Raw genomic sequence first — 21,443 nt, forward strand, 5'->3', positions numbered from 1 at the left:
ATTAGTGATAGGTAGATATAGTCAATAATAGTTTTATTTATACATATAACTAATTAGAAGTGAATAAATCTATTGTTATTTTATTACTGAACAATTGTCTCCATGGGTAAATATTCTTCTATAGGGTTAATCAATATTCCTACGTTTTCGATGCTTGTTTGAACTATATCCCCATCACTAATAAGTAATGAACCTTTAGGTGTTCCTGTTAAGATAAGGTCTCCAGGGTTTAGTGTCATAATGTTGGAAAGAAAACTAATAAGTTCCAATGGTGGGAATATCATATCAGCAGTAGTGCTTACCTGCCCTAGTTCACTATTAATGCTATTTCTAATTTGAAGATTTTCTATATTGGGGACATCTGTTTCAATCCATGGCCCTACAGGGCAAAATGTATTATATGCTTTGGCATGACTTGTAGTATATTCTTGCTGTTGAATGTCTTTTGCTGTTATATCATTAGCACATGTATATCCAAAAATATAATTAGATGCTGCTTCAGGAGTAACTTTATAGCAAGTTTGTCCTATAACTATACAAAGTTCTGCCTCAGAAACAACGCGGCCTATATTTGTTGGTAACAAAATAGGTTGTCCATTACCAACAATACTACTAGGTGGCTTGAAAAAAAACGTAGGATTAGTTGGAATTGGTTGTTGTAGCTCTTGAGCTTTTTCATGATAATTAATATCAATACAAATAATTTTTGTGGGAGAAACAAGAGGTAACACTTTTATTTTTGATAGTGGAATTGGTTCATTAAGTCCAAGGGGACTATGTAAACATTGAATAGTATTTTCAGCGCCAAGAGCTGCATAGAATGAGAACTCATTATATTGAACACGGATAATTCGCATAAAACATCTCCTAGATTGGAGCAACAGCTCATATACTTACTTGTTGATATGTCAAATTATTTTTTTATAAGTGTGGTATAAAAACCTTTTTTGTCAACTCTAAGTATAGCGCTTGTTAGTAGGTTGAAGTAGTAATTATTTTTATTTTATAGCTTTTTTGATTGATTATCAGTCGTTATATTATAGTATAGTAATATTTTTATATTTACTTCTTATTAAAGAAAAATAACTATGTTGTTAATGATAATATCTGGGAAGTAAGTATTAAAAGTAACAATGAGGTTAGAATGTTACAGCGTAATTTTCATATAATTACATTTGGTTGTCAAATGAATACAAATGATTCTTTTTGGCTTAGTTGTAGTCTTCAGAAAAAAGGATTTCAAGAAGTTTCATTAGAGGATGCTTCTATTATAATTATTAATACATGCTCTGTTAGGGAAAAACCAGAACAAAAGGTCTATAGTATACTTGGTAAAATTCGACATGCCACAAAAAATAATCCTGACTCATTTGTAGTTATAGCAGGTTGTGTAGCCCAACAGTTGGGGGCAACATTTTTTGAAAAATTTCCACAAGTACGACTTGTTAGTGGGAGTGATGGCATTGCTATGGCTCCTGATGCTATTGAACGTCTTTATGCTGAGCCAGATCTAAAATTAAATCTTACAGATTTTTCAGAATACTATCCTGAAAGAGAATATGCATTTTCAAAGTTAACTCTTTCAAATAACAACACGCTAGCATTAATGGCTTATGTAAATATTATGCAAGGCTGTGATAATTATTGTACATATTGTATTGTACCCTATACTCGTGGCAAGCAAAAGTCACGTTCAGTACAAGCTATTGTAGAAGAATGTCAACAGTTAATTGATAGTGGTGTTAAAGAAATTGTGCTTCTTGGACAAAATGTAAATGCTTATGGACTTGATAAGGATAAGAATTCTCCTGCAAATGGAGTAAACTTTGCAATGCTAGTCCATACTATAGCAAGTTTACCTGGGCTTGAGAGATTACGTTTTTTTAGTGCTCATCCTAAAGAGTTTTCTTCTGAACTTATTGATCTTTTTGGAGAATTTTCAACTTTATGTCCAAGGTTACATCTCCCTTTGCAATCAGGTTCAGATAAAATACTTAGACGTATGGGACGAAAATATTCTATGGACGAATACATATCTATTATTACAAAGTTAAAAAAAGTACGTCCTGATATAGCGTTATCTACTGATTTTATTGTAGGTTTCCCCGGGGAGACAGAGGAAGATTTTTTACAAACATTACAGTCAATAAATACTATTAAATTTATGTCTAGTTTTTCTTTTTGTTATTCTGATAGACCTGGGACACGTTCTTCTACTTTTTCTAATAAAGTTGACCATGAGGTAAAAATTAAGCGACTAGAGCAACTTCAAGCAACCCAGCTAGAACATTCAACAAGTTGGCTAAAAAGTAGAGTAGGGGTAGAAACTACAGTACTTTTAGAAAAAGTTAGTCGTAAAAAAGCAGAGGATAATAATAGTTGGCAAGGTCGAGATCCATGGGGAAATGTTGTAAATGTTATTTTACCTCAATCTACTAATATAAGTAATACTCTTCTTCCTGTTCGTATCATAGCATCAAAAAAACATTCATTGGTAGCAGAACCTTTAATTATTTAATATGGAAATTAGTCTTTAATAAGACCATATATTATTATGATATGTTTTTTGCAGTTAGGTTATAAAGTAGGAATAGGGTACTAATATATTTTTATGTAACTATTCAGTATAAGTAGTATAGCTAATGTATTTCCACTAATTATAGATAAAACTTATGATTGATTTTCATATTGAAGTTTCTTGTCTAGGAAAAGGGTTATTACCATCAGAAGCATTAGCTTTTGCTTCTTTTTCTGGATTTAATTCAGTAGGTCTTGTTATTAAATCTGATGCTATTAGTTATAAGTATGAGCTACCATTATTAATTAACACAATACAACAGAGTTTATTATATACAGAGTTAAATGTATTTCCTGGAGTAGTTTTTGCTCATGTCCCTCCAGAATTACTTAAAGACGTTGTATGTAGCGCTCGAGAACTAGGAGCACAGCTTATATTAGCACAAGGAGAGGGTAGTTTTTTGGGTTATTCATTATCGACTGCAATAGGAACTAACTTTGCAATAATTAACTCTGGAATTGATATATTGACATGTCCTGGATTGATTTCAAGTGAAGATGCAGCATTTGCTACAGAGAAAGGAATATCTATAGAGTTAACAGGAGGCTATCCCTGTAATTTGTTTAATGGACATATAGTATCTATGTTTTCTTTATTTAATTTTAATCTAACAATTTCTTGTGGAATTACAAAAAAAAGTTGTTTTTCTTCTCCAGAGATTACAAGAAACTTTTTCCAAGGAATTGCCTTTGGTGCTGGACTTGATAAAAAAAGTTTTGATTATATTCATTGTGAGTCAAGAAAAACTGTTCAAAGGTTATTATTAAGCACTAAATAGGACATAACTATTTTTTGTAAAAGGAGTTTAAACGTTGGATATACTACTTCCCTTTGAAAAAAGACGTGAACAGTTACATAAGGTTATGTCTGAAAGAAAACTGGATGGACTTTTAGTATATCATGCTGCTAATAGATACTATTTATCAGGTTTTGAATTACATAATCCTCAATGTAATGAAAGTGCAGGCTGTTTAATTATATTAGCTAATGGTAAAGACTGGTTATGTACAGACTCAAGGTACACTGAGGCAGCAAAACGTCTATGGGATGAGGATTTCATATATAGTTATGGACACAACATTCCAGAACAACTTGGATTACTTATAAATAAAATATTACCAAAAGGTAGCTGTATTGGTTTTGAGTCAAAAGTACTTTCAGTAAATTTTTTTGAAGCTTTTGTTGAACAATTACAAGATATTACACCTGTAAGTGCTGATGGTATAGTTGAAGATTTAAGAGTAATAAAAGACGAACAAGAAGTTCGATTAATGGAACAATCGTGTTTATTAAACCATCAACTTTTAACCTGGGTTCCATCAATATTGCGTCCTGGAGAGAGTGAAGCTTCTGTTTCTTGGGAAATAGAATTATTTTTTAGAAAACATGGTGCAAATGAATTAGCTTTCCCAAGTATTGTTGCATCTGGAGGTAATGCAGCATTACCTCATGCTATTCCAAGTTCAGATACACAAATTGAGAGTGAAGAGTTAGTACTTGTGGATGTTGGTGCTAGGCTATATGATTATTGTTCGGATCAAACACGGACATTTTGGGTTGGAGATAATCCCTCTAAACGTTTTCAGCAAACATTAGCATTAGTACAGGAGGCACAGCATAGAGCTATTAAAGCTATTCAGCCTGGAGTGTTAGCAAAAGATGTGTATAACACAGTTTATACATTTTTTATAGAATATGGGGTAGAAAAAGCTTTTAAGCATAATCTTGGACATGGAGTTGGTCTTGAAGTGCATGAAGCACCCTCATTAGGGCCACGTAGTGAAACAATCCTTAAACCTGGGATGGTTATTACTGTTGAGCCAGGCTTATATTATCCTGAGTGGGGAGGAGTCCGTTGGGAGCATATGGTGCTTGTTACAGAAGATGGTGCAAAAGTATTTTAAAGTTTGTTTTGAGGGAATTATAAATGCGTATTGCGTTTATCAACGCTACAAAGCGTTGGGGTGGTGTAAAAACATGGATGTTAGAATTTGCTAAAATTTTTTCTAAAAAAGGTCATCATGTTTATATTTATGGTCGTCAAGAAGCGTTTATTACAAGTGCACAAAAAGAAGTTGGCCACGGCCAACTAGTTTCATTTGGTTTAGATTTAAATCCTAAATCTATTTTGTATTTTTGGAGAGAGTTTCGATTACATCAAATTGATATTGTTATTGTTAATATAGAAAAAGATCTGTCCACAGCAGGCATTGCTGCAAAGCTTTCTGGTATTCCTGTAATACAACGGATTGGTTTACCACATGATATCCCTTATCGTTTAAAAACACGTCTTATCCATACATTTATTAACCCTTCATTTTTATGTCCATGTGAATATATTGCTTCTGGATTTAAAAAATCACTTTCTTATATACCTCCACAGCAGGTAAAAGTTATAATGAATGGTAGAAAGGCTACAAGTGAATTTTTAAAAGTACATAGTCCTCTTAAGTTTATTTGTACACAACAGTTAGAACCTAATAAGTGTCATTCTGTTTTATTAGAAGCTTTTGCAAGAGTTAAAGGAAGTTTTGAATTTCATATATGGGGCACAGGCTCTGAAGAGAAAACACTTAAGCAGATGGCTTCTGAGCTAGGATTAACTGGCCAAGTTTTTTTCCATGGATTTTCAGATAATATTATTAATAAGCTAGAAAAAGGAGATATTTTTTTGTTAGCTTCTGTTAGTGAGGGATTGCCAAATACTCTTATTGAAGCCATGTCTGTTGGATTATTACCTATTGTAAGATTGGTAGGTGGCGTAGATGAAGTTCTTACACCAGAACTTCGTGATTGGGTTTTACCTTATGAAGCAAGTTCAGAAGATTTTCAAAAGGTTATTTCTATGGCTCTTAGTCTTTCTGTAGATGAATTAACAGGCCTTCGAGAGAGTGCACGTGAAGCATGTAGACGTTTTTTTGATATAGATATACAAGCAACTAAACTTGAAGAGTGGTTTTATGAAGTTGTGAATAGAGAGGTATAGTCTTTTTTGAAGGTCATAGTTATTTATCATGAAAATATTTTTCTGTAATTGGCGGGGATTAGAATCTAATTCATCTAGACTTCGGTCAGTACTCTTTATTTTTTTTAGTTTGTCAATTTTATTATTTCCTCTTGGACAAGCATTAAGAGTTATTCTACCTATTCTTTGTTTACCTATAATTATTTTACTTTACATACAGGATTGGAATAACTCTACACTCCGTATATTACCCTTTCGCTGGCTATTTATTATTTTTATAGCAAGTTTTATAATACAACTAGTTACATCTGAGTGGTTAGCTGCAAGTTGGGCTTCAGTAAAACCAAATTTGTTAAGAGGGATTGTTTTAGCTTTTGTGGGAATGGAAGTTGTCCGTTCAGAGAAAGATTTGCGATGGCTTATTATTATTTTTGCGGTAACATTTTTTTATGAAGGGTTAGATGGTGTATGGCAGGTCTTAACAGGATTTGACTATATAAAGCATACAGCTATTATGTCAGGAAGGTTAACAGGTTCTTTAGGGACATATCGAGTAGGTAATTATATGGCAATAATAGCTCTACCTGCCTTTGGGATCTGGACTCTTCTTCCTATGAAAAATAATAGATTACGTATAGTTGCTGTAGCAGTATTGTTATCTCCAGGTTTATTTCTTTGGTTAGGTTCATTTACCCGTATAGGATATTTAGCCCTTTTAGGGGCTTTATATATTTTGTGGATTTGTATTTGGACAAAATTCTCATTATTAAAAGTTATTGTTCCTCCAATGTTATTGCTAGTAGTATTAAGTATGTTTGGAATTGCAAGATTAAGCTGGGAAACAATGCTTAATGATCCACGAATAGAGTTATGGATAAGAGCTATAGAGGTAGGAAAAGAGCATTTATGGCTTGGAACTGGTAGTAGTACTTTTATATTAGCTCTACAGAAACAGGGTATAATTTTACAGTCTGTCCCCTCTATGGATCTTGGTCATCCTCATAATATCTATATTCAATTTTTTATTGATGGGGGACTTATTGGATTTACTAGCTATATTTTATTTTTTGTTATTATAACTCTTTGGACATTGTTTCATATTCGAAGGGGTGTCCAAAAAGAAATACAAGGTTTATTCCCTGGATGTTATTGGCAGTTACTTTCATTTATTTGGGCTGGTTGGGTTGCATATTTAATTACAGGATTTTGTGGACATGATTTTTATCGAACATGGTGGCTATCTACTGCTGCCACATTGTTAGGAATTCTTATCGGAGGATGTCAGTGGGGCAAAAAAGATAGTAAAAAAGAGTTGGATAGTGTTTCCTTAGTTTGATATTGTGAATTTTATTATGAGCCTTTGTGGATAGAAGGTTTGGTCACATGGCCAGAGCGGATACAACGTGTACATATAGTAATAGTTTTTATTCTTCCATCAGGAAATTGATTACGCATATGTTGAAGATTGGGATTGAAAACTCTTTTAGTTTTAATATTTGAGTGGCTTACATAATTACCAACAAGGGGTTTTTTCCCACATATTTCACACTGTTTTGCCATTAACTTCTCCGTAACTATAAAGGATATTTTTAAGGGCTTTCTTATAACTTTAACATAAAAAAATAGCAAGTTTATTATGGAATATTTTTTAATAGTAATAGTAAGTTCTCTTACCTATAGTAACATATCGCTATTGTTTGTTTATTAGTTTTTTATGTTGAACTATTATTGAGTTGTTATGAAAATAAAGCTACTTCAAAAAATTTGTATCATATTATTCCTTATTAACTATAGTCTAATATCAGGATGTTCTTCAACTAAAATAGTAGTCCCAGAAGGTAATAGTTCTGATTTGTTAGAAAAAACACAGGATATAAAAAGTATAGAGGATCAGGATAGGAACATTTCTGCTCAGGCAGAAGAAGCTTGGAAGAATAACAATATGCTTGAGGCGCAAAGACTTTACAGGATTGTTGTGACACAGTCTAACTTAACAGCTTTTGAACGTAACTCCGCATGGGAAAGGTTAATCAAGTCATCAATTGCTAATAATCATTTCCATATAGCACTAGAATTTTTAACTCAATGGAAGCTTAGTGATCCAACAGCTAATATGCAACCAGTTTGGCAAGATTCATGGGGAATAGCTGTACTAAAATCTTCACGTGTACAAGCAATATCTCATGCACAACAGGTCTGGGAAGATGCTTCTTTACCTATTCCATTACGGGGAATAGCTGGAGGAGTATTGATGATTTTAAGCCCAAAAGAAAATAAAACATTGATAGCAAGTAAACTATCAGAGCTTTATAAGCACTCAGATCATGCAAATTGTATGATGCTAGAACAAAGATTATTTACGTTGCTTAGTAATAGTTCTAGTGAGGAATTGTTAGCACTTGAATTTCTTACAGGGCCTGAGAGAGATTTTATGTATCCTTGGTCAATTATTATTCTTGATGTATTACGTCGAGAGTGGCCTAGTAAAACTAATCGTACTGCAGAGTTGCTGGGGAAAATTAATTACCCAGGCGTATTTTCAGACTCTTCGTTGCTTGCTTCAGCTATTCATGTAGCTGAGCCTAAATCGTTGTTAGTTGATCATACTAATATATTATTTTCACCAGGTTGTTATGCGTTAGTACTTCCAATGAGTGGACCATATAGTTCTATTGGTTGGAATATTGCTAAAGGAGCTAATGCTGCCCAAGAGGAACTTATAAGCGCAGGGGTTGATGTTGAAGTTGTTATTATAAATTCTGAAGCAGTAGGTTGGTTAGAAAAACTAGAACAGTTACCACAGAAGTGTATTATTGTTGGTGGTCCATTACAGGCAGAGATATATGCAGCCATAAGAGAAAAGAATATCCTTTCAAATAAGATATTTTTTACATTTTTGCCTTCAATTGGAGAAGGTGATGAAGGTATAACTGCTTGGCGTTTTTTTTCAAGCCCAGAAGATCAAATTTTAGCTCTTCTTCGTTTTAGTCATGAACTTGATATTACCATGTGTGGAGTATTATATCCCGAAGATGGATATGGTAGAAAAATGACAGAATTATTTGTTAAATTAGCTGAGCAAAGTGGAATATCTGTTATGACAACTGGATACAATCCACATGACACATCTAGTTGGTCAAAATTATTAGCAAACGTTACAAAAACAAGAATGATAGGGAAAGTTCCTGTACCATCTACTCCTTTTCAAGCTGTTTTTCTTCCAGATAGCTGGAAAAATATTGAAGTATTATTGCCATATCTTTTTTTCCAAGGGGAAGATAGGCTTGTTTTAATGGGGACAAACTTGTGGGAGCAAGGTCTTTCTCATGGAGAAAAAAATTTTATAAGGAATATGGATCTTGCTGTATTCCCAGGAAGTTGGAATAAGTCTACACCTAATGCCACAGCTGCCATGCTAATAGAACGATTTACAATGGATAATCAAGAGGAACCTGACTTTTGGGTTGGGCTAGGGTATGACTTTATACGTTTTTCTTCAGCATTAAATATACATGAAGTTAATTGGCAAGCATCTCAGGTAAATAAAAGCATAGAGAAAGCTCAACAAATGGATTGGAGCATAGCTCCTATTTATTGGGAAAATGGGAAAGCTCAACAGAAGTTATTTCTTTTTTATCCAACATCTTCAGGGGGTAAGTTATTAAATACTAATTTATTTAAAAAGCGTCTTGATGCAATTAAAAAACGGCACTTAAAACGTGTTTCGGCTGCTGAAAGGGAGGTGTCTAAATAAGATTATTGTTTCTTAAACTATACTAAGGAATATCTGTCCATATAGGTTGAGTTTCGTCAAGGCTTTCATTTCTTAACTGTCTACATAAAAGTTTTTGTACGGCTTCATGAGGAGATATAACTCCTTCAAGAACATTATATACAGCTTTTGTTATAGGCATATCAACGTTCAGCTTACTGGCAAGAGTATTAACAGCATAAGTTGTTTTGATACCTTCAGCAATCATATTCATTGAGTTTGTTATATTTTTTAAAAGTTCTCCTTTCCCAAGACGTAATCCAACTTGCCTATTTCTAGACAGCTCCCCTGAGCAAGTTAGAAATAAATCTCCAAGCCCTGATAATCCTGAAAATGTAAGTGGTGAAGCTCCAAGAGCTTTCCCCAGGCGAGTTGTCTCTGCAAGACCACGAGTCATTAAGGCTACTCTAGTATTAATACCAAAACCTAGACCATCAGAGACTCCTGCTGCTATTGCAATTACGTTTTTAGTTGCCCCACCAAGTTCTACACCTGTAACATCTGTACTTGAATATGTTCTAAACCATGGAGTAGAGAAAATTTCTCGTAGATGTTCACCCAGTTGTTCATTGCGACATGCAAGGACGACAGCTGTAGGTTTTTCACACATAACTTCTTCTGCAAAAGAAGGTCCTGAAAGTACAGCATAGTGAGAAACACGATGAGCCATTTCATCTAATATCATTTGTTCAACTGTTTTTAATGTTTCTACTTCAATCCCTTTTGCTGTATTCACAAGTATACAATTTTTTGTCAAAAGTGGTTCAAGTTCTTGTAATACAGGCCGTAAAGATTGACAGGGGACAGAAAGAATTACAATTGTTGCTTTTGCTAACACATGAGCGGGTTCTTTAGTAAGAAAGCTAATTTTCCCTGTTACAGCGTGGATTGCAGGGTGAATAGAGAATCCAGGAAGGTATATATTATTCTCATGGTGCATATTGATATAGTCAGCTAACTTTTGACTACGTAATACTAAATGTACTTTATGTCCTCCTGTGGCTAATAGATGAGCTACAGCTGTACCCCAGCTTCCTCCTCCAAGAACGACAATAGATTGTGGGTTAGACATAAAGATCCCCTTGGATATTTACTAACATAAAATAGGTAAAAGGGTTATAAAATGGATAATAAGTAGAATATATAATTATGGACAAATAAATAGACTTCATTTTTATTAATAGTTATTTTTATAGTATAATATATAAATTTTTTGTTTTTTTTTTTCAAGGAAAGTATATTTACCTTATAACCTAAAGAACAATTTTTTATTTATTATATATTTAGATAAGATAACATAAAAAAATAACTAACAATTTAAAATTAGTTATTTTAAATATAGTAGTATATTTTTTGGATATCAGTAATCTGATGGAAGTCAATAAACTTTATGAAAAAAGAACGACAAGAAACTAAAAATGCATAATTTTCATTTTGTTAGTGAATATATTTGTTCTACTATTTGTATTTCTAATAACTTTAGAATCCCTTGACCCTTTATGAGGTGTGAGGTACACACTTGTTATAAGGATAAGACCAATAAAAGATATATATTATATACGTAAGTAGTAGAAACAATTTTTTATTTTTTACTATAGAATTTTACCTTTTTTTTATTTATAATGAGTTTTATTTTACTAATCACAGGGAGACTCGGAAAGAATGACCGGGAAAGGTTGTATCATTGAACTAAAAAACGTCAGCAAAATATTTGAAGATACCTGTGCCCTTGATAATATTAATCTACAGATTGCAAATGGTGAATTTTTAACTTTACTTGGTCCTTCTGGGTGTGGAAAGACTACTATCTTACGTATTATTTCTGGGTTTGAAACCCCAGATGTTGGAGAAATATTAATTGCAGGGGTTAATGTAAGTGGCTTCCCTCCGGAACGAAGACAAGTGAATACAGTCTTTCAGCATTATGCATTATTTCCTCATATGACTGTTCGTGATAATGTAGCATTTGGTTTGCGTATGCAAAAATGTCCTCGTGAAAAAGTGAATGAGTTGGTTTTTGAAGCATTACGAATGGTCCATCTTGAAAATTTTGCTGATAGACGCCCTTCTCAACTTTCTGGAGGACAACAACAACGAGTAGCTATTGCAAGAGCTGTAGTAAATAAACCATTACTTCTTTTACTAGATGAACCTTTTAGTGCTCTTGATCATAAGTTACGACAGATTATGCAGCTTGAAATTAAACATTTGCAACGTAAACTGGGCATTACTTTTGTTTTTGTAACACATGATCAAGAAGAAGCATTTGCTATGTCAGATAGGGTAGTTGTTATGAATCAAGGTAGGATAGAGCAAATTGGTACTCCACAATGTATTTATGAAGAGCCAGTTAATTTGTTTGTAGCTCGGTTTGTGGGAGAGATTAATAATTTGGCGGGAACTATTCTTTCTTGTAATGATGAGGGAATATATGAAGCTGCAATTGCAAATGAAGTTTTTCCATTAAGAACACCACATCGTTTTTCTCCAGGAGAAGCTGTGAATGTATTGTTACGCCCAGAAGATATACGGATATACTTATTAGATGAAGAAGTTTTGAAAGTCCCTCACCTTAGAGGTCGTATTGAAGAAACAGTATATAAAGGCGCAACAGTAGATATTATTATTGCATTAGACGTTGGTGGGACTTTACGTGTTGCTGAATTTTTTAATGAAGATGATGCAGAAATTAGCTATAATGAAGGAGAAAGAGTAGCTGTAACTTGGGTTGATGGTTGGGAAGTGGTATTGCCACATGAAATGGCTTAAAGGTTTTCAACTTGTTGTGATAGCACCAACTGTGATCTGGCTTGGTTTATTTGCTTTATTACCTAATGTTGGTCTTTTAGTTGTTACTTTTTTAACAAGAGGTGACCAAGAATTTGTTATTCCAGTATTAACCTTTTCTAATTATGCTAGACTGTTTGAACCTTCTTTTTTAAAAATTTTATGGGATTCTATTTGGTTAGCTCTTATGAGCACACTTTTTTGTTTATTGGTAGGATACCCATTTGCATATCGAAATGCTCGTTCAAAAGCAAAAATTAAACCATGGTTGCTTCTTCTCATTATTATCCCATTTTGGACTAACTCATTAATCCGTACTTATGCACTTGTTTTGATTCTTAAAGCAAATGGACTATTAAGTACTGTACTTATATGGTTAGGTATTATTAATGAACCTATATCATTTATGTATAGTGACTTTGCTGTTTTTATAGGTATTACTTATACGTTTTTACCATTTATGGTTCTTCCTTTATATACGACTATTGAAAAACTTGATCCACGTTTGTTAGATGCAGCAAAAGATTTGGGAGCAGGGGGATTTCGTGCTTTTTGGCATATAACGTTACCTCTTACCTTACCAGGTATTGTGGCTGGATCAATGTTTGTTTTTTTACCTTCTTTAGGCGCATTTTATATTCCTGAAATTTTAGGTGGCTCAAAAGATATCTTAGTAGGAACGTTTATTAAAAATCAATTTTTTGTAAATCGTGATTGGCCACTAGGTGCAGCCTCTAGTACTATTCTAACAATTTTGCTATTTATTTTACTTATACTTCACCATATTACAACACAGTCTTTCTCTATAAAAAATAGAGCTGAAAATGATCCACGATTTAGGAGGCCTGTCTAATGAAAAGATTAGGTCTTATATGGTTATGGATTGTTTATATCTTTTTATATTTGCCAATAATAGTTGTTATTGGCTACTCATTTAATATTGCTAAGTATACATCTGACTGGAAGGGATTTACATTACAATGGTATAGCCAACTTATGAATAATACTCCGTTGATAGATGCAGGGATTAACTCTTTAAGTGTAGCAGCATTGTCAGCTAGTTTTTCGACTTTTTTAGGTGTTCTTACAGCATTAGCTATAAGAAGGTATAGGTTTCCTGGTCGGAAAATTTTGTATGGTTCTATTTATGTTCTTACAGTATCACCAGATATCGTTATGGGTATATCTTTATTAATCTTTTTTATATTTTTTCATATCCCATTAGGTTTTCTTAGCCTTTTTATTGCTCATACTACTTTAAGCTTACCGTTTGTTGTTCTTACTGTTTTAACTAGATTAATGGAGTTTGATGAACAGCTTGTTGAGGCAGCTCGAGATCTTGGTGCAAATGAGTCTCAAGCCTTTCGCTATGTGATATTACCTCTTATAATGCCAGCTATTGTTGCAGGGTGGTTATTAGCGTTTACTTTATCTATGGATGATGTCTTAATTAGTTTTTTTGTCACTGGACCAACTTTTGAAATTTTACCTTTAAAAATTTATTCTATGGTACGCCTAGGAGTAAAGCCAGAAATCAATGCACTTTCAGCTATTATGTTTTGTATTACAGTCGTTTTTGTTTTTATTGCATGGCTGTTGCTTCCTAAGACTCGTCATACAGGAAACTAATATTATTATAAGGGTATTGGCTTTATTAATCTAGAGTGGGATAGCTATTGTATGATAATGGAGAAATACACTATGAAAAAATACGTTAGCTTAGCTCTAATTTTAGTAATATCTTGTTGTCCTCTTTTTGCTAATGATAAGGACACACTTAATGTGTTTACATGGTCTGAATATATTCCTTCAGATGTACTGGCTGATTTTACAAAAGAAACTGGTATTAAAGTGGTTGTGTCTACATTTGAGTCTAATGAAGCAATGTATGCAAAGCTAAAATTATTAGGTGGTAAAGGGTATGATATTGTTATGCCTTCAAGTTACTTTATAGAAAGATTATATAAAGATAACTTATTAGCACGTCTTGATAAATCAAAAATTATAGGGCTTAATAACCTTGCTCCTGAATCCCTTGGACATTCATTTGACCCCCATAATGACTATTCCATCCCTTATATGTGGGGTGCTTTAGGTTTATTGTTTAACAAAAAAGTTGTTGATCCTACAGTTATAACTAGCTTCAATGATTTAAATCGTCCTGAGTTTAAGGGAAGAGTTTTGCTATCTGACGATATGCGGGATACATTTGGTGTAGCACTTAAAGTAAGAGGGTATTCTGTTAATACGACAAATCCTGATGAAATCAAAGCAGGCTATGAATGGTTACAACAGTTAAAACCAGAAATTCGTGTGTTTGATATTACAGCAACAAAACAGGCATTTATTGGAGAAGAGGTATTAGCTGGTATAAGTTGGAATGGTGATGCATTTATAGCTATGAAAGAGAATCCTAACTTACAGTTTATTTTTCCAAAGGAAGGGTTTATTCTTTGGATTGATAATTTTTCAATTCTTAATCAATCTGAAAATAAAGAAAATGCATATGCATTTATTAATTTTTTACTTCGTCCAGAAATAGCCAAGCGATGTGTAGAAGAGTTTTTTTATACAACTCCTAATATAGCTGGTCGAAAACTTCTTGATCCTATTTATCAAGAAAATCCTATTATCTTTCCAAATGATGGTGTAATGTCAAAAGGAGAATTAATTAGTAATATTGGTAATGCAATTAATATTTATACTTCATATTGGGAAAAGTTAAAAATGAGCCATTGATAATCTATTTATTATAAATTCTTTAACCTAAAAAAGATGACTTCTCTAAGAGAAGTCATCTTTTTTAGGTTAAAGAGTGTTTGCAGCTAGAAGTAATAGTTATATTATTAGTAGATGTTATCTTTTAACTCAATAGGTTAAATAAATATATCACTATTTATTATTAATTATGTTTTTATCTTATATGGCTTCCTAAAATATCATCTTTAGATAAAGCTTTTGGTATTTTTAATTTATCATGTGCCCACTGAGCGGAAATATCCATAATTGGTGAAAGTTTTGGAAGTGCATCTGCATAAATACCTACTTCTACAGCTGCACGTGTATCAAATCTAAATGATGGTAGTAGAGTTGTATCTTCTACTTTGCAGTTTAGAGCAGCCATTGGCATAATTAATTGTTTTGAGATAGTTGAAGAAATTTGTAATGCATCTGTAACCATTAAGTCTCTTCTGACTTCATTATGAACTTTCCCAAGGGCATTTGTACTTGTTTGTCCATCAGCCTGAGTTGTTAATGTTCCTCCAAGGATAGCTTTACTCATTCCTAGTTCACAACGTGTGACAAGTTGCCCAGGAAGATCATGGGATGTATTTGTAGGGGATTGGAAAATGATTTCCATGCCAGAAGGTATAATCCCAGCAGCATCTTTCCCAAGTGTTTGAAGTGCCCTTAGAAGAGCTCTTTTGTCTGAACTACTACTTCCAATATGGTATTTCCCAATTCTAAATGGTAATCCATGTATTTGAACATAGTTGATACTGGCTTCAAGAGCATAAGAGCGTACTAAATATGCCCATGCTACTACGCGAAAGAGTCCAGCTCTTGGTAGCCATCCAGATCTAGATCGATGAGTACGAATAACCCAGCCCAGTGGCCAAAGAGGATCTCCTTCAGGATCTTTATTTCTTAACCGTAAGACATTTTTATTTTGTGGTAACATTTGGAACCAGGATTGAGGTCGATGATGAAATGCTTTTGGGATGTGGATATGACCGTCATATTCCCATTCAATTTCTATTGCACTGAAACCATGACCTATAGCATCTGCCATATCTAGTAGTAAATCTTCTATGGAGTAAATACTATTAAACTGTTCTCTTATAGCATCTGCTATTTTTATAGCAGTAGGATTATCTTTTCTTGCAGGAACTATTTCCCAATCTAATGTTAGTATAGCTCGTTTTCTTTTGGATATTTCAGCAGCAAGGTGTTCACAGCGATCTTCCATGTCAGAAAAGAGTTGATGCTGTTCAGTGATATTTCCTTCATCTGCAGCTTGAAGGATAGATCTAAGGCGGCCAGGGGTCAGACCAAAAGAAATATTTCCCCACTGTTCTAAGGTTAATAAAGATTGTGCAGTGTCTGATGTTGTTGTTTGAAGCATACCTGATACAGTTTCAGGTTTATTTTTTTTATTTTTAATGAATTGGAATAACTTCATGTCACTATCTACCTTTATTTTAACAATTTTTAAAAGCTGCTGGAATAGTATAAGATTTTTTTAAAATACGCCAAATATGTCTATCTGAAAGCTTATATCTTCTTGCAAGATCAGATACTAATTGCCTTTCAGAAATACCTTTGGCAGCAAGTTTATCTCTATCTTGAATTATTTTTGCATGTTGTTTTGCTGTAAGGAGTTTTTTACAGTTAGGTATGTATATACATGTTCCGCCAAATGTTTGAACAATATTATGTACTTCTTGCTTCCCAATTTTTTGTGCAAGCAGGTCAATTTTTGTCCTTCCTACTATAGTATCTCCTCTAGGGATGCGTAATGTGCTACCGCCATAATGCTGAATAAGTGAAAATGTACCATCTTCTCCAATAAGGTTGATAAGAAATTGTACTGCTTCTGGGAAGGCTTTTAAATCTAGTTCAGTATCTGAAAGTAATTTTTTCATAGTTGTTTCTCTCTTCTTTAGGAGCCAATTATGACAAACGGAGATTATAATGAGGACATTTCTAGTGAAATATTTTTAAGTTTTCCATCAGGCATCCGTTCATATATACGGATGTATGATTTCGTTTCTACTAAGTGGATACTATCAACTATAGCTTGCATTGCTTGTTCCCAGCGAGGATCTTTAATATTTAGTCTTCGTAGTGCAAGGATAGCATTAGTATTTATTTTCCCCTCCTTATCTATTTTAAATGCATGTTCTATTACTGCACGTAATTCTCCAGGGCTAGATTGGCTCCATATCCTAATACACTCATCAATAATTGCTTTAGCTACTTGTAGTCCTTCATCAAATGAGATGCGTTCCACCATTTGTTTTTTTATTTGGTAATTACCATCAAATGACATAAGTGTGATATTTCCTTTTACTCCACCCATATCTACTTTGTATTGTTTGGCTGTTTGTTGAATAAAGGTATTAAGATCTGTTGTAAGTTCTTTTTTTAATTCTTTGAGTTGTTTCTGTATTTTTTTTACTTTGTTAACACATTGCATAACAAAATTATTTCTTTCAATATCAATAGGCTTAATGTGTTCTTTAAGTATGAAATGCCCTTGAGTATTTTTCATGTATCTATCTTTTGGTAATGACATTGTTTTTACTGTTGATTTGTCCAGTAGCTGTGGCATAATATCCTCTTTTTAGTGCATATGGTAAAACGTTGAAGAATAATTTTCACATTGACCACCAAATAAATATTTGTTAATTTTATTGTGTTGATAGTTCATTGTTGTGTACGAAATATTGTAATTACACAATTTAGTGTAATAGTCAAACATTTTTTTGTAACTATTGCATATATATTACAAAAAATAAAAATTTTTATTAAAAATTTTTACTATAAAGAGTGCGTAGGTACCATGCATGGATATACAAAAAATAGGTGAAAAACTAAAAGCACTACGTGGTCAAGAAAGTAGAGACTCTTTTTCTGCACATTTTGGTATACATAGAAATACACTAGCTGCTTGGGAATCTGGTGAACGTTTACCGTCTCTTGAATTTCTTTCTTTACTTGCACAGCAAAAAAAACTTTCTGTAGCAGAAATTTTAGGAGAGGCTGGAGTAGTGAGTACAAAAGGGCTATCTTCACCTCAAAAAGTACAACAAGAGGCAGATACTACAGTTAATAGTGAATATAAATTAGAGAGGGAGAGGGCATGTTCTCAGTTTTCATGGAAAGGGAATGATTTTACATTGATTCCTCTTGTAAAAGCAGTTCTTTCAGCTGGTGGTGGATCTTTTGAAACTACAGATAAAATAGAAGGACATTATGCCTTTAGAAATGATTTTTTATATTATCGAGGAAATCCAAAAACAATGAAGCTTTTCCGGGTAGATGGTGACAGTATGGAACCTAGGGTTAGTGATGGTGATATAGCTCTTATTGATCAAGGCCAAGTTGCTCCTAGGGCTGGGAAAATATATGCAGTAAGACTTGAAGATGTAATTTATCTTAAAGTCCTTAATACACAGCCAGGAAAGCTGATACTTTCAAGCTATAATACTGACTATACACCTATTGAGTTTGATACACGAGGTGATATGGCGGATTGTTTTTCCATTATAGGGAGGGCTGTTTGGATTGGACGAGAACTTGATTAATACCTATATAGTAAAAGGTTAGATATAAAAAGGGGGAGGAGGATTAACTCCCTTTTTTAATAGTAATAAGTATAGAAAGAAATATATATATATATAATAGTAACAACTATAAGTTAATAATGTGATAAGCCTTATTACACTGTATGTTTTTAATACTAAATCATTTATTTAAATGTTATAGAAATATTATTAATAGTAATATAGTGTATTAAGCAAAGTATAATAACATTCTACCTTGTACTCTTTAGTATAACTAGCTTTAAACTATTTACTAATTAAAAAGAAGTAGGTTTGATAGTATGGCACTACTTTCTGAGCTAATCCAGCGTTTACCTTTAGTAAAAAATACTCATATGAGTTCACAGGGCTTTTCTCTATGGATATGCTGGGATGGTGAATTAGATAATGCTGTTCCACAAGCACTGCAAGATTATGGCGGAATGAGTGTTGTTATAGACAGGTCACAAGCTCTTTGGTTTTTTTTCTCTTCAGACGTATTTCTAGCCCTTGCAAAACTTACTGTATGGTCTAAATTTCATCCTTTGCCTATAAGTGTCCAGGTTTTCCCTAGTAAACTTCTTCTAAGTGTTCGACGTGAGATATCACTCTCCATTGATCCTTCATTAGCTACTCAAGAAGTGTTAGTTCCTCAATCACTAGAAATTTGGGTACATCCTAAAGCAAAAGAGATTGCAGGCATTATTCCTGGAATAACTTATACACTAAGTAAAGAGTTGCAGGGGATGGCGTCTGTTAAGTGGGAAAATCTTGAAGCAGACCCACGGTTACCTTATATGTCTTCTCAGGGCTGGTATGTCCTTATTCATCCTGTTGGGAATCCTTTAGATAAGCTTTTTCAGTCAGGTTGGAAAACAATGTATGAGGCAATAGAAAAAATTATTCAGGCTAATAAATTTAAGTATAATCTCCATAATAACTATCTTATGTTGTCTATTGATAATTTAAGACAACTTAGAATTTGGGTTCGAGACATCCTAAAGTGTATATCAGATGCTAAAGTGCAAGGAACTTATTGGCCTTGTGTCTGTATCTCTATTGATAAAAAGGGATTAAATTTTACAAATGATCTTCCAACAAAAGTGGGTATTAAGTGGGATAACCTTATTCCTGACGTCCCATATATTACATATCGCAATGCATTTTTATTAGGAGAAGGGTTCAAAATTACGGATTTAAATTTTTCTAGTTCACATGTTTCAATGGATAGTTGGTGTGCAGTTGAACTTACCGAAGATAGTTCTTTTGTTAGTGAAGTTATTCCAATTCTTATGCCTGAAAAACTTGTTTCAGGTGAGAATACAGGGTGTTTTTACTGTGGTTCTAAAAATCATGATAATTCTCAATGTGTTACAAGAGGTATGTCACTTTCTACACAAAATATTTGGAATGATTTAGCAGAAATGAGCGTAGAGGTGATGAGTGAAGGATTTCAACTTATTGAACAGGAACTGAATGGAGATGATGTTATTGTTGGATATGAAAATATCCTTTTTAAGGATAATACATTAGAACAAAGGTTATTAAAAGCAATTTTTGAAACTAACTTACCTTTACAAGTAAGAAGTATTAGGAACATTTGGTTAGCTACAGGAAGAGAGTTCCCAAAAAGTGGAGATGTATTTTCTAGTAAAAATAATGTAAAAGATGATAGTCTTGCTTGGGGGTTACTTGAACGATTCAAAAAGATACAAGCTTCAGAGCTGCTATCCTTTGAAAAAGATGTGTTATCTGCTAGTAGGAATGCTCCAAGGGACTTTCGACTTCGTACACTACTTGGATTTATTGCAGTTGAAAAAGGTGATCTATCCCGAGCACAACTTTTATGGAAAGAGGCAGAATCCCTTGCAAGCACAGGGCTACATCAAGTATGGCATATGTTTTTGCAAGCAAGACTTCTTGAAATACAAGGACGTTTTTCAGAAGCTATAGAGATATATCAGAATGTACTTCGTCTATATCCTTCTTGGTTAGATGCAGAATATCGTCAAATTGTCTGTCATGTAAAAATGGGTTTTGCTGAACAAGTACAGACTAAAATTTTTCAACTTATTGAGCAAGACTCCTCATTTTTTAATAGATTTTTTATTGATCCAGAACTTGACAGAGGGTATTTAAGTATCCTTAGTGAACTTCTTGTAGCTTTAGAAGAGAAAAGAAGATTAGCTAGTGATGAAAAAATAAAAGCAGAAAAGCTACTTATAGAGTTAGATGAATGGTTTCCAAAGGACCATGCTATTGCTAATACATTTCGTCAAAAACTTAAACTAGTTATTAATAACTTATCTTTGAATACGTATGTTGCATTTCTTTCTATAATTCAGATGCGTCCTATTATAGAAAATGATATTACAAAACAAATTAAATATGAAATTAAAAACCTTAAACAAATTTTTAAAATTTATTTGAAGCAGTTAGAAAAAATACGTGATGAAGCAGCATGGTTCCCTTTCCCTAATATCCTTATTGAGTTTAATAAAAATTTCAATGAATGTGCAAATATTTTTAATTGGGCATTTACTTCAAATTTTAATGATGCAGAAGTTTTTAAGAAAGCAAGGGGGTATGCACCACTTCTTCAAGAATATTTAGAAGGATTAACACAAAGGTTAAAATTTTTACGGATAGTACGTGACGTAACATTGTTTATTCTTATCTTAGGAAAGACATTTTTTTGGATAGAGGTTATAGGATTATTGCTTTGTGCAACTAGTGTCCCTTTGATTGCTGTTTTTGGAAGTAAAGTTGGACTTGGTTGGTTAAGTACATTGATAAAAGAAGAGCAATGGGGATTACAGCGAGTTTTATTACTTATTATTAGCAGTGTGGCAATAGGTATTTCTGCAATACATACAACATTAGTTTTTGAACGTAAGAGGGATCAATTGATTGCAGAGGCACGTGGACAGCGTGAGAAAATACAACACATAAGGCTTAAACATATTAATGAAGCTAAAAAAGAAAAACAAAAATCTATTGAAAAAATATAGTATTTTTTTTTACTACACTTGT

General features: G+C 33.2%; 18 protein-coding genes. 12 read left to right on the forward strand and 6 right to left on the reverse strand.

The genetic code is table 11. The annotated features are described in order from the left end of the window. Window positions 1-83: 83 nt before the first annotated feature. Window positions 84-857, reverse strand: a complete 774-nt coding sequence (locus LI_RS04480) for a fumarylacetoacetate hydrolase family protein (RefSeq protein WP_011526903.1) — start codon at window positions 855-857, stop codon at window positions 84-86. Between the two features lie 287 nt (window positions 858-1,144). Here LI_RS04480 and miaB point away from each other — a divergent pair, with 287 nt between their 5' ends. From miaB to LI_RS04505, 5 genes are all read left to right on the forward strand, one after another. Then, a complete protein-coding gene (gene miaB / locus LI_RS04485) occupies window positions 1,145-2,518 on the forward strand; it encodes a tRNA (N6-isopentenyl adenosine(37)-C2)-methylthiotransferase MiaB (RefSeq protein ID WP_011526904.1) in 1,374 nt (457 codons plus the stop codon). 154 nt (window positions 2,519-2,672) lie between these two features. Continuing rightward, window positions 2,673-3,356, forward strand: a complete 684-nt coding sequence (locus tag LI_RS04490) for a histidinol phosphate phosphatase domain-containing protein (RefSeq protein ID WP_011526905.1) — start codon at window positions 2,673-2,675, stop codon at window positions 3,354-3,356. Between the two features lie 34 nt (window positions 3,357-3,390). Continuing rightward, window positions 3,391-4,482: a M24 family metallopeptidase gene (locus tag LI_RS04495; RefSeq protein ID WP_011526906.1), complete on the forward strand. Its 1,092-nt coding sequence runs from the start codon at window positions 3,391-3,393 to the stop codon at window positions 4,480-4,482. A gap of 23 nt (window positions 4,483-4,505) precedes the next feature. Beyond that, window positions 4,506-5,564, forward strand: coding sequence for a glycosyltransferase (locus tag LI_RS04500; protein ID WP_011526907.1), 1,059 nt, complete (start codon window positions 4,506-4,508; stop codon window positions 5,562-5,564). 28 nt (window positions 5,565-5,592) lie between these two features. Next, window positions 5,593-6,879, forward strand: a complete 1,287-nt coding sequence (locus LI_RS04505) for an O-antigen ligase family protein (RefSeq protein WP_011526908.1) — start codon at window positions 5,593-5,595, stop codon at window positions 6,877-6,879. A 14-nt stretch (window positions 6,880-6,893) separates the two neighbouring features. Here LI_RS04505 and rpmB read toward each other — a convergent pair whose 3' ends face one another. After that, entirely contained in the window at window positions 6,894-7,103 is a 210-nt protein-coding gene (gene rpmB / locus LI_RS04510; RefSeq protein WP_011526909.1) for a 50S ribosomal protein L28, read from the reverse strand. A gap of 178 nt (window positions 7,104-7,281) precedes the next feature. On the opposite strand from rpmB, the gene LI_RS04515 reads away from it, so the two are divergent. After that, window positions 7,282-9,297 carry a penicillin-binding protein activator gene (locus LI_RS04515; RefSeq protein ID WP_011526910.1) on the forward strand — a complete coding sequence of 672 codons (2,016 nt, stop codon included), beginning with the start codon at window positions 7,282-7,284 and terminating at the stop codon, window positions 9,295-9,297. Between the two features lie 22 nt (window positions 9,298-9,319). On the opposite strand, the gene LI_RS04520 is transcribed toward LI_RS04515, so the two are convergent. Continuing rightward, the gene (locus LI_RS04520) at window positions 9,320-10,387 is read right to left on the reverse strand and encodes an NAD(P)H-dependent glycerol-3-phosphate dehydrogenase (protein WP_011526911.1); all 1,068 of its coding nucleotides are present in this window, start codon (window positions 10,385-10,387) and stop codon (window positions 9,320-9,322) included. A 590-nt stretch (window positions 10,388-10,977) separates the two neighbouring features. Between LI_RS04520 and potA the strand changes: the two genes are divergently transcribed. The 4 genes from potA to LI_RS04540 all read left to right on the forward strand — a co-directional run bounded on the left by potA (window position 10,978) and on the right by LI_RS04540 (window position 14,841). After that, entirely contained in the window at window positions 10,978-12,084 is a 1,107-nt protein-coding gene (gene potA, locus LI_RS04525; protein WP_011526912.1) for a spermidine/putrescine ABC transporter ATP-binding protein PotA, read from the forward strand. Then, complete coding sequence (locus LI_RS04530) at window positions 12,071-12,955, forward strand: ABC transporter permease (protein ID WP_011526913.1); 885 nt, start codon at window positions 12,071-12,073, stop codon at window positions 12,953-12,955. Before potA ends, LI_RS04530 begins: the two co-directional genes overlap by 14 nt. Then, window positions 12,955-13,731, forward strand: coding sequence for a spermidine/putrescine ABC transporter permease PotC (potC, locus tag LI_RS04535; RefSeq protein ID WP_011526914.1), 777 nt, complete (start codon window positions 12,955-12,957; stop codon window positions 13,729-13,731). Before LI_RS04530 ends, potC begins: the two co-directional genes overlap by 1 nt. A gap of 72 nt (window positions 13,732-13,803) precedes the next feature. Beyond that, the gene (locus tag LI_RS04540) at window positions 13,804-14,841 is read left to right on the forward strand and encodes an ABC transporter substrate-binding protein (RefSeq protein WP_015353789.1); all 1,038 of its coding nucleotides are present in this window, start codon (window positions 13,804-13,806) and stop codon (window positions 14,839-14,841) included. Window positions 14,842-15,016: 175 nt separating this feature from the next. On the opposite strand, the gene LI_RS04545 is transcribed toward LI_RS04540, so the two are convergent. The 3 genes from LI_RS04545 to LI_RS04555 are packed head-to-tail and all read right to left on the reverse strand — an operon-like array spanning window position 15,017 to window position 17,437. Continuing rightward, a complete protein-coding gene (locus LI_RS04545) occupies window positions 15,017-16,285 on the reverse strand; it encodes a DUF935 domain-containing protein (protein ID WP_011526916.1) in 1,269 nt (422 codons plus the stop codon). Window positions 16,286-16,304: 19 nt separating this feature from the next. After that, on the reverse strand, window positions 16,305-16,748 hold the full coding sequence (locus LI_RS04550) for a Mor transcription activator family protein (RefSeq protein WP_011526917.1): 444 nt from the start codon (window positions 16,746-16,748) through the stop codon (window positions 16,305-16,307). A gap of 44 nt (window positions 16,749-16,792) precedes the next feature. Next, window positions 16,793-17,437, reverse strand: coding sequence for a DUF3164 family protein (locus LI_RS04555; protein ID WP_011526918.1), 645 nt, complete (start codon window positions 17,435-17,437; stop codon window positions 16,793-16,795). Between the two features lie 235 nt (window positions 17,438-17,672). Here LI_RS04555 and LI_RS04560 point away from each other — a divergent pair, with 235 nt between their 5' ends. Beyond that, the gene (locus LI_RS04560; protein WP_011526919.1) at window positions 17,673-18,413 is read left to right on the forward strand and encodes an XRE family transcriptional regulator; all 741 of its coding nucleotides are present in this window, start codon (window positions 17,673-17,675) and stop codon (window positions 18,411-18,413) included. A 299-nt stretch (window positions 18,414-18,712) separates the two neighbouring features. After that, window positions 18,713-21,421, forward strand: a complete 2,709-nt coding sequence (locus LI_RS04565) for a tetratricopeptide repeat protein (protein WP_011526920.1) — start codon at window positions 18,713-18,715, stop codon at window positions 21,419-21,421. Window positions 21,422-21,443 lie beyond the last annotated feature (22 nt).

This window comes from Lawsonia intracellularis PHE/MN1-00 (genome assembly GCF_000055945.1).
Classification (GTDB): domain Bacteria; phylum Desulfobacterota; class Desulfovibrionia; order Desulfovibrionales; family Desulfovibrionaceae; genus Bilophila; species Bilophila intracellularis.

Coding starts and splice junctions, on each gene's coding strand:
- LI_RS04480 (WP_011526903.1), bottom strand. CDS start 857: ATGCGAATTATCCGTGTTCAATATAATGAGTTCTCATTCTATGCAGCT.
- miaB (WP_011526904.1), top strand. CDS start 1,145: ATGTTACAGCGTAATTTTCATATAATTACATTTGGTTGTCAAATGAAT.
- LI_RS04490 (WP_011526905.1), top strand. CDS start 2,673: ATGATTGATTTTCATATTGAAGTTTCTTGTCTAGGAAAAGGGTTATTA.
- LI_RS04500 (WP_011526907.1), top strand. CDS start 4,506: ATGCGTATTGCGTTTATCAACGCTACAAAGCGTTGGGGTGGTGTAAAA.
- LI_RS04505 (WP_011526908.1), top strand. CDS start 5,593: ATGAAAATATTTTTCTGTAATTGGCGGGGATTAGAATCTAATTCATCT.
- rpmB (WP_011526909.1), bottom strand. CDS start 7,103: ATGGCAAAACAGTGTGAAATATGTGGGAAAAAACCCCTTGTTGGTAAT.
- LI_RS04515 (WP_011526910.1), top strand. CDS start 7,282: ATGAAAATAAAGCTACTTCAAAAAATTTGTATCATATTATTCCTTATT.
- LI_RS04520 (WP_011526911.1), bottom strand. CDS start 10,387: ATGTCTAACCCACAATCTATTGTCGTTCTTGGAGGAGGAAGCTGGGGT.
- potA (WP_011526912.1), top strand. CDS start 10,978: ATGACCGGGAAAGGTTGTATCATTGAACTAAAAAACGTCAGCAAAATA.
- LI_RS04530 (WP_011526913.1), top strand. CDS start 12,071: ATGAAATGGCTTAAAGGTTTTCAACTTGTTGTGATAGCACCAACTGTG.
- potC (WP_011526914.1), top strand. CDS start 12,955: ATGAAAAGATTAGGTCTTATATGGTTATGGATTGTTTATATCTTTTTA.
- LI_RS04540 (WP_015353789.1), top strand. CDS start 13,804: ATGAAAAAATACGTTAGCTTAGCTCTAATTTTAGTAATATCTTGTTGT.
- LI_RS04545 (WP_011526916.1), bottom strand. CDS start 16,285: ATGAAGTTATTCCAATTCATTAAAAATAAAAAAAATAAACCTGAAACT.
- LI_RS04550 (WP_011526917.1), bottom strand. CDS start 16,748: ATGAAAAAATTACTTTCAGATACTGAACTAGATTTAAAAGCCTTCCCA.
- LI_RS04555 (WP_011526918.1), bottom strand. CDS start 17,437: ATGCCACAGCTACTGGACAAATCAACAGTAAAAACAATGTCATTACCA.
- LI_RS04560 (WP_011526919.1), top strand. CDS start 17,673: ATGGATATACAAAAAATAGGTGAAAAACTAAAAGCACTACGTGGTCAA.
- LI_RS04565 (WP_011526920.1), top strand. CDS start 18,713: ATGGCACTACTTTCTGAGCTAATCCAGCGTTTACCTTTAGTAAAAAAT.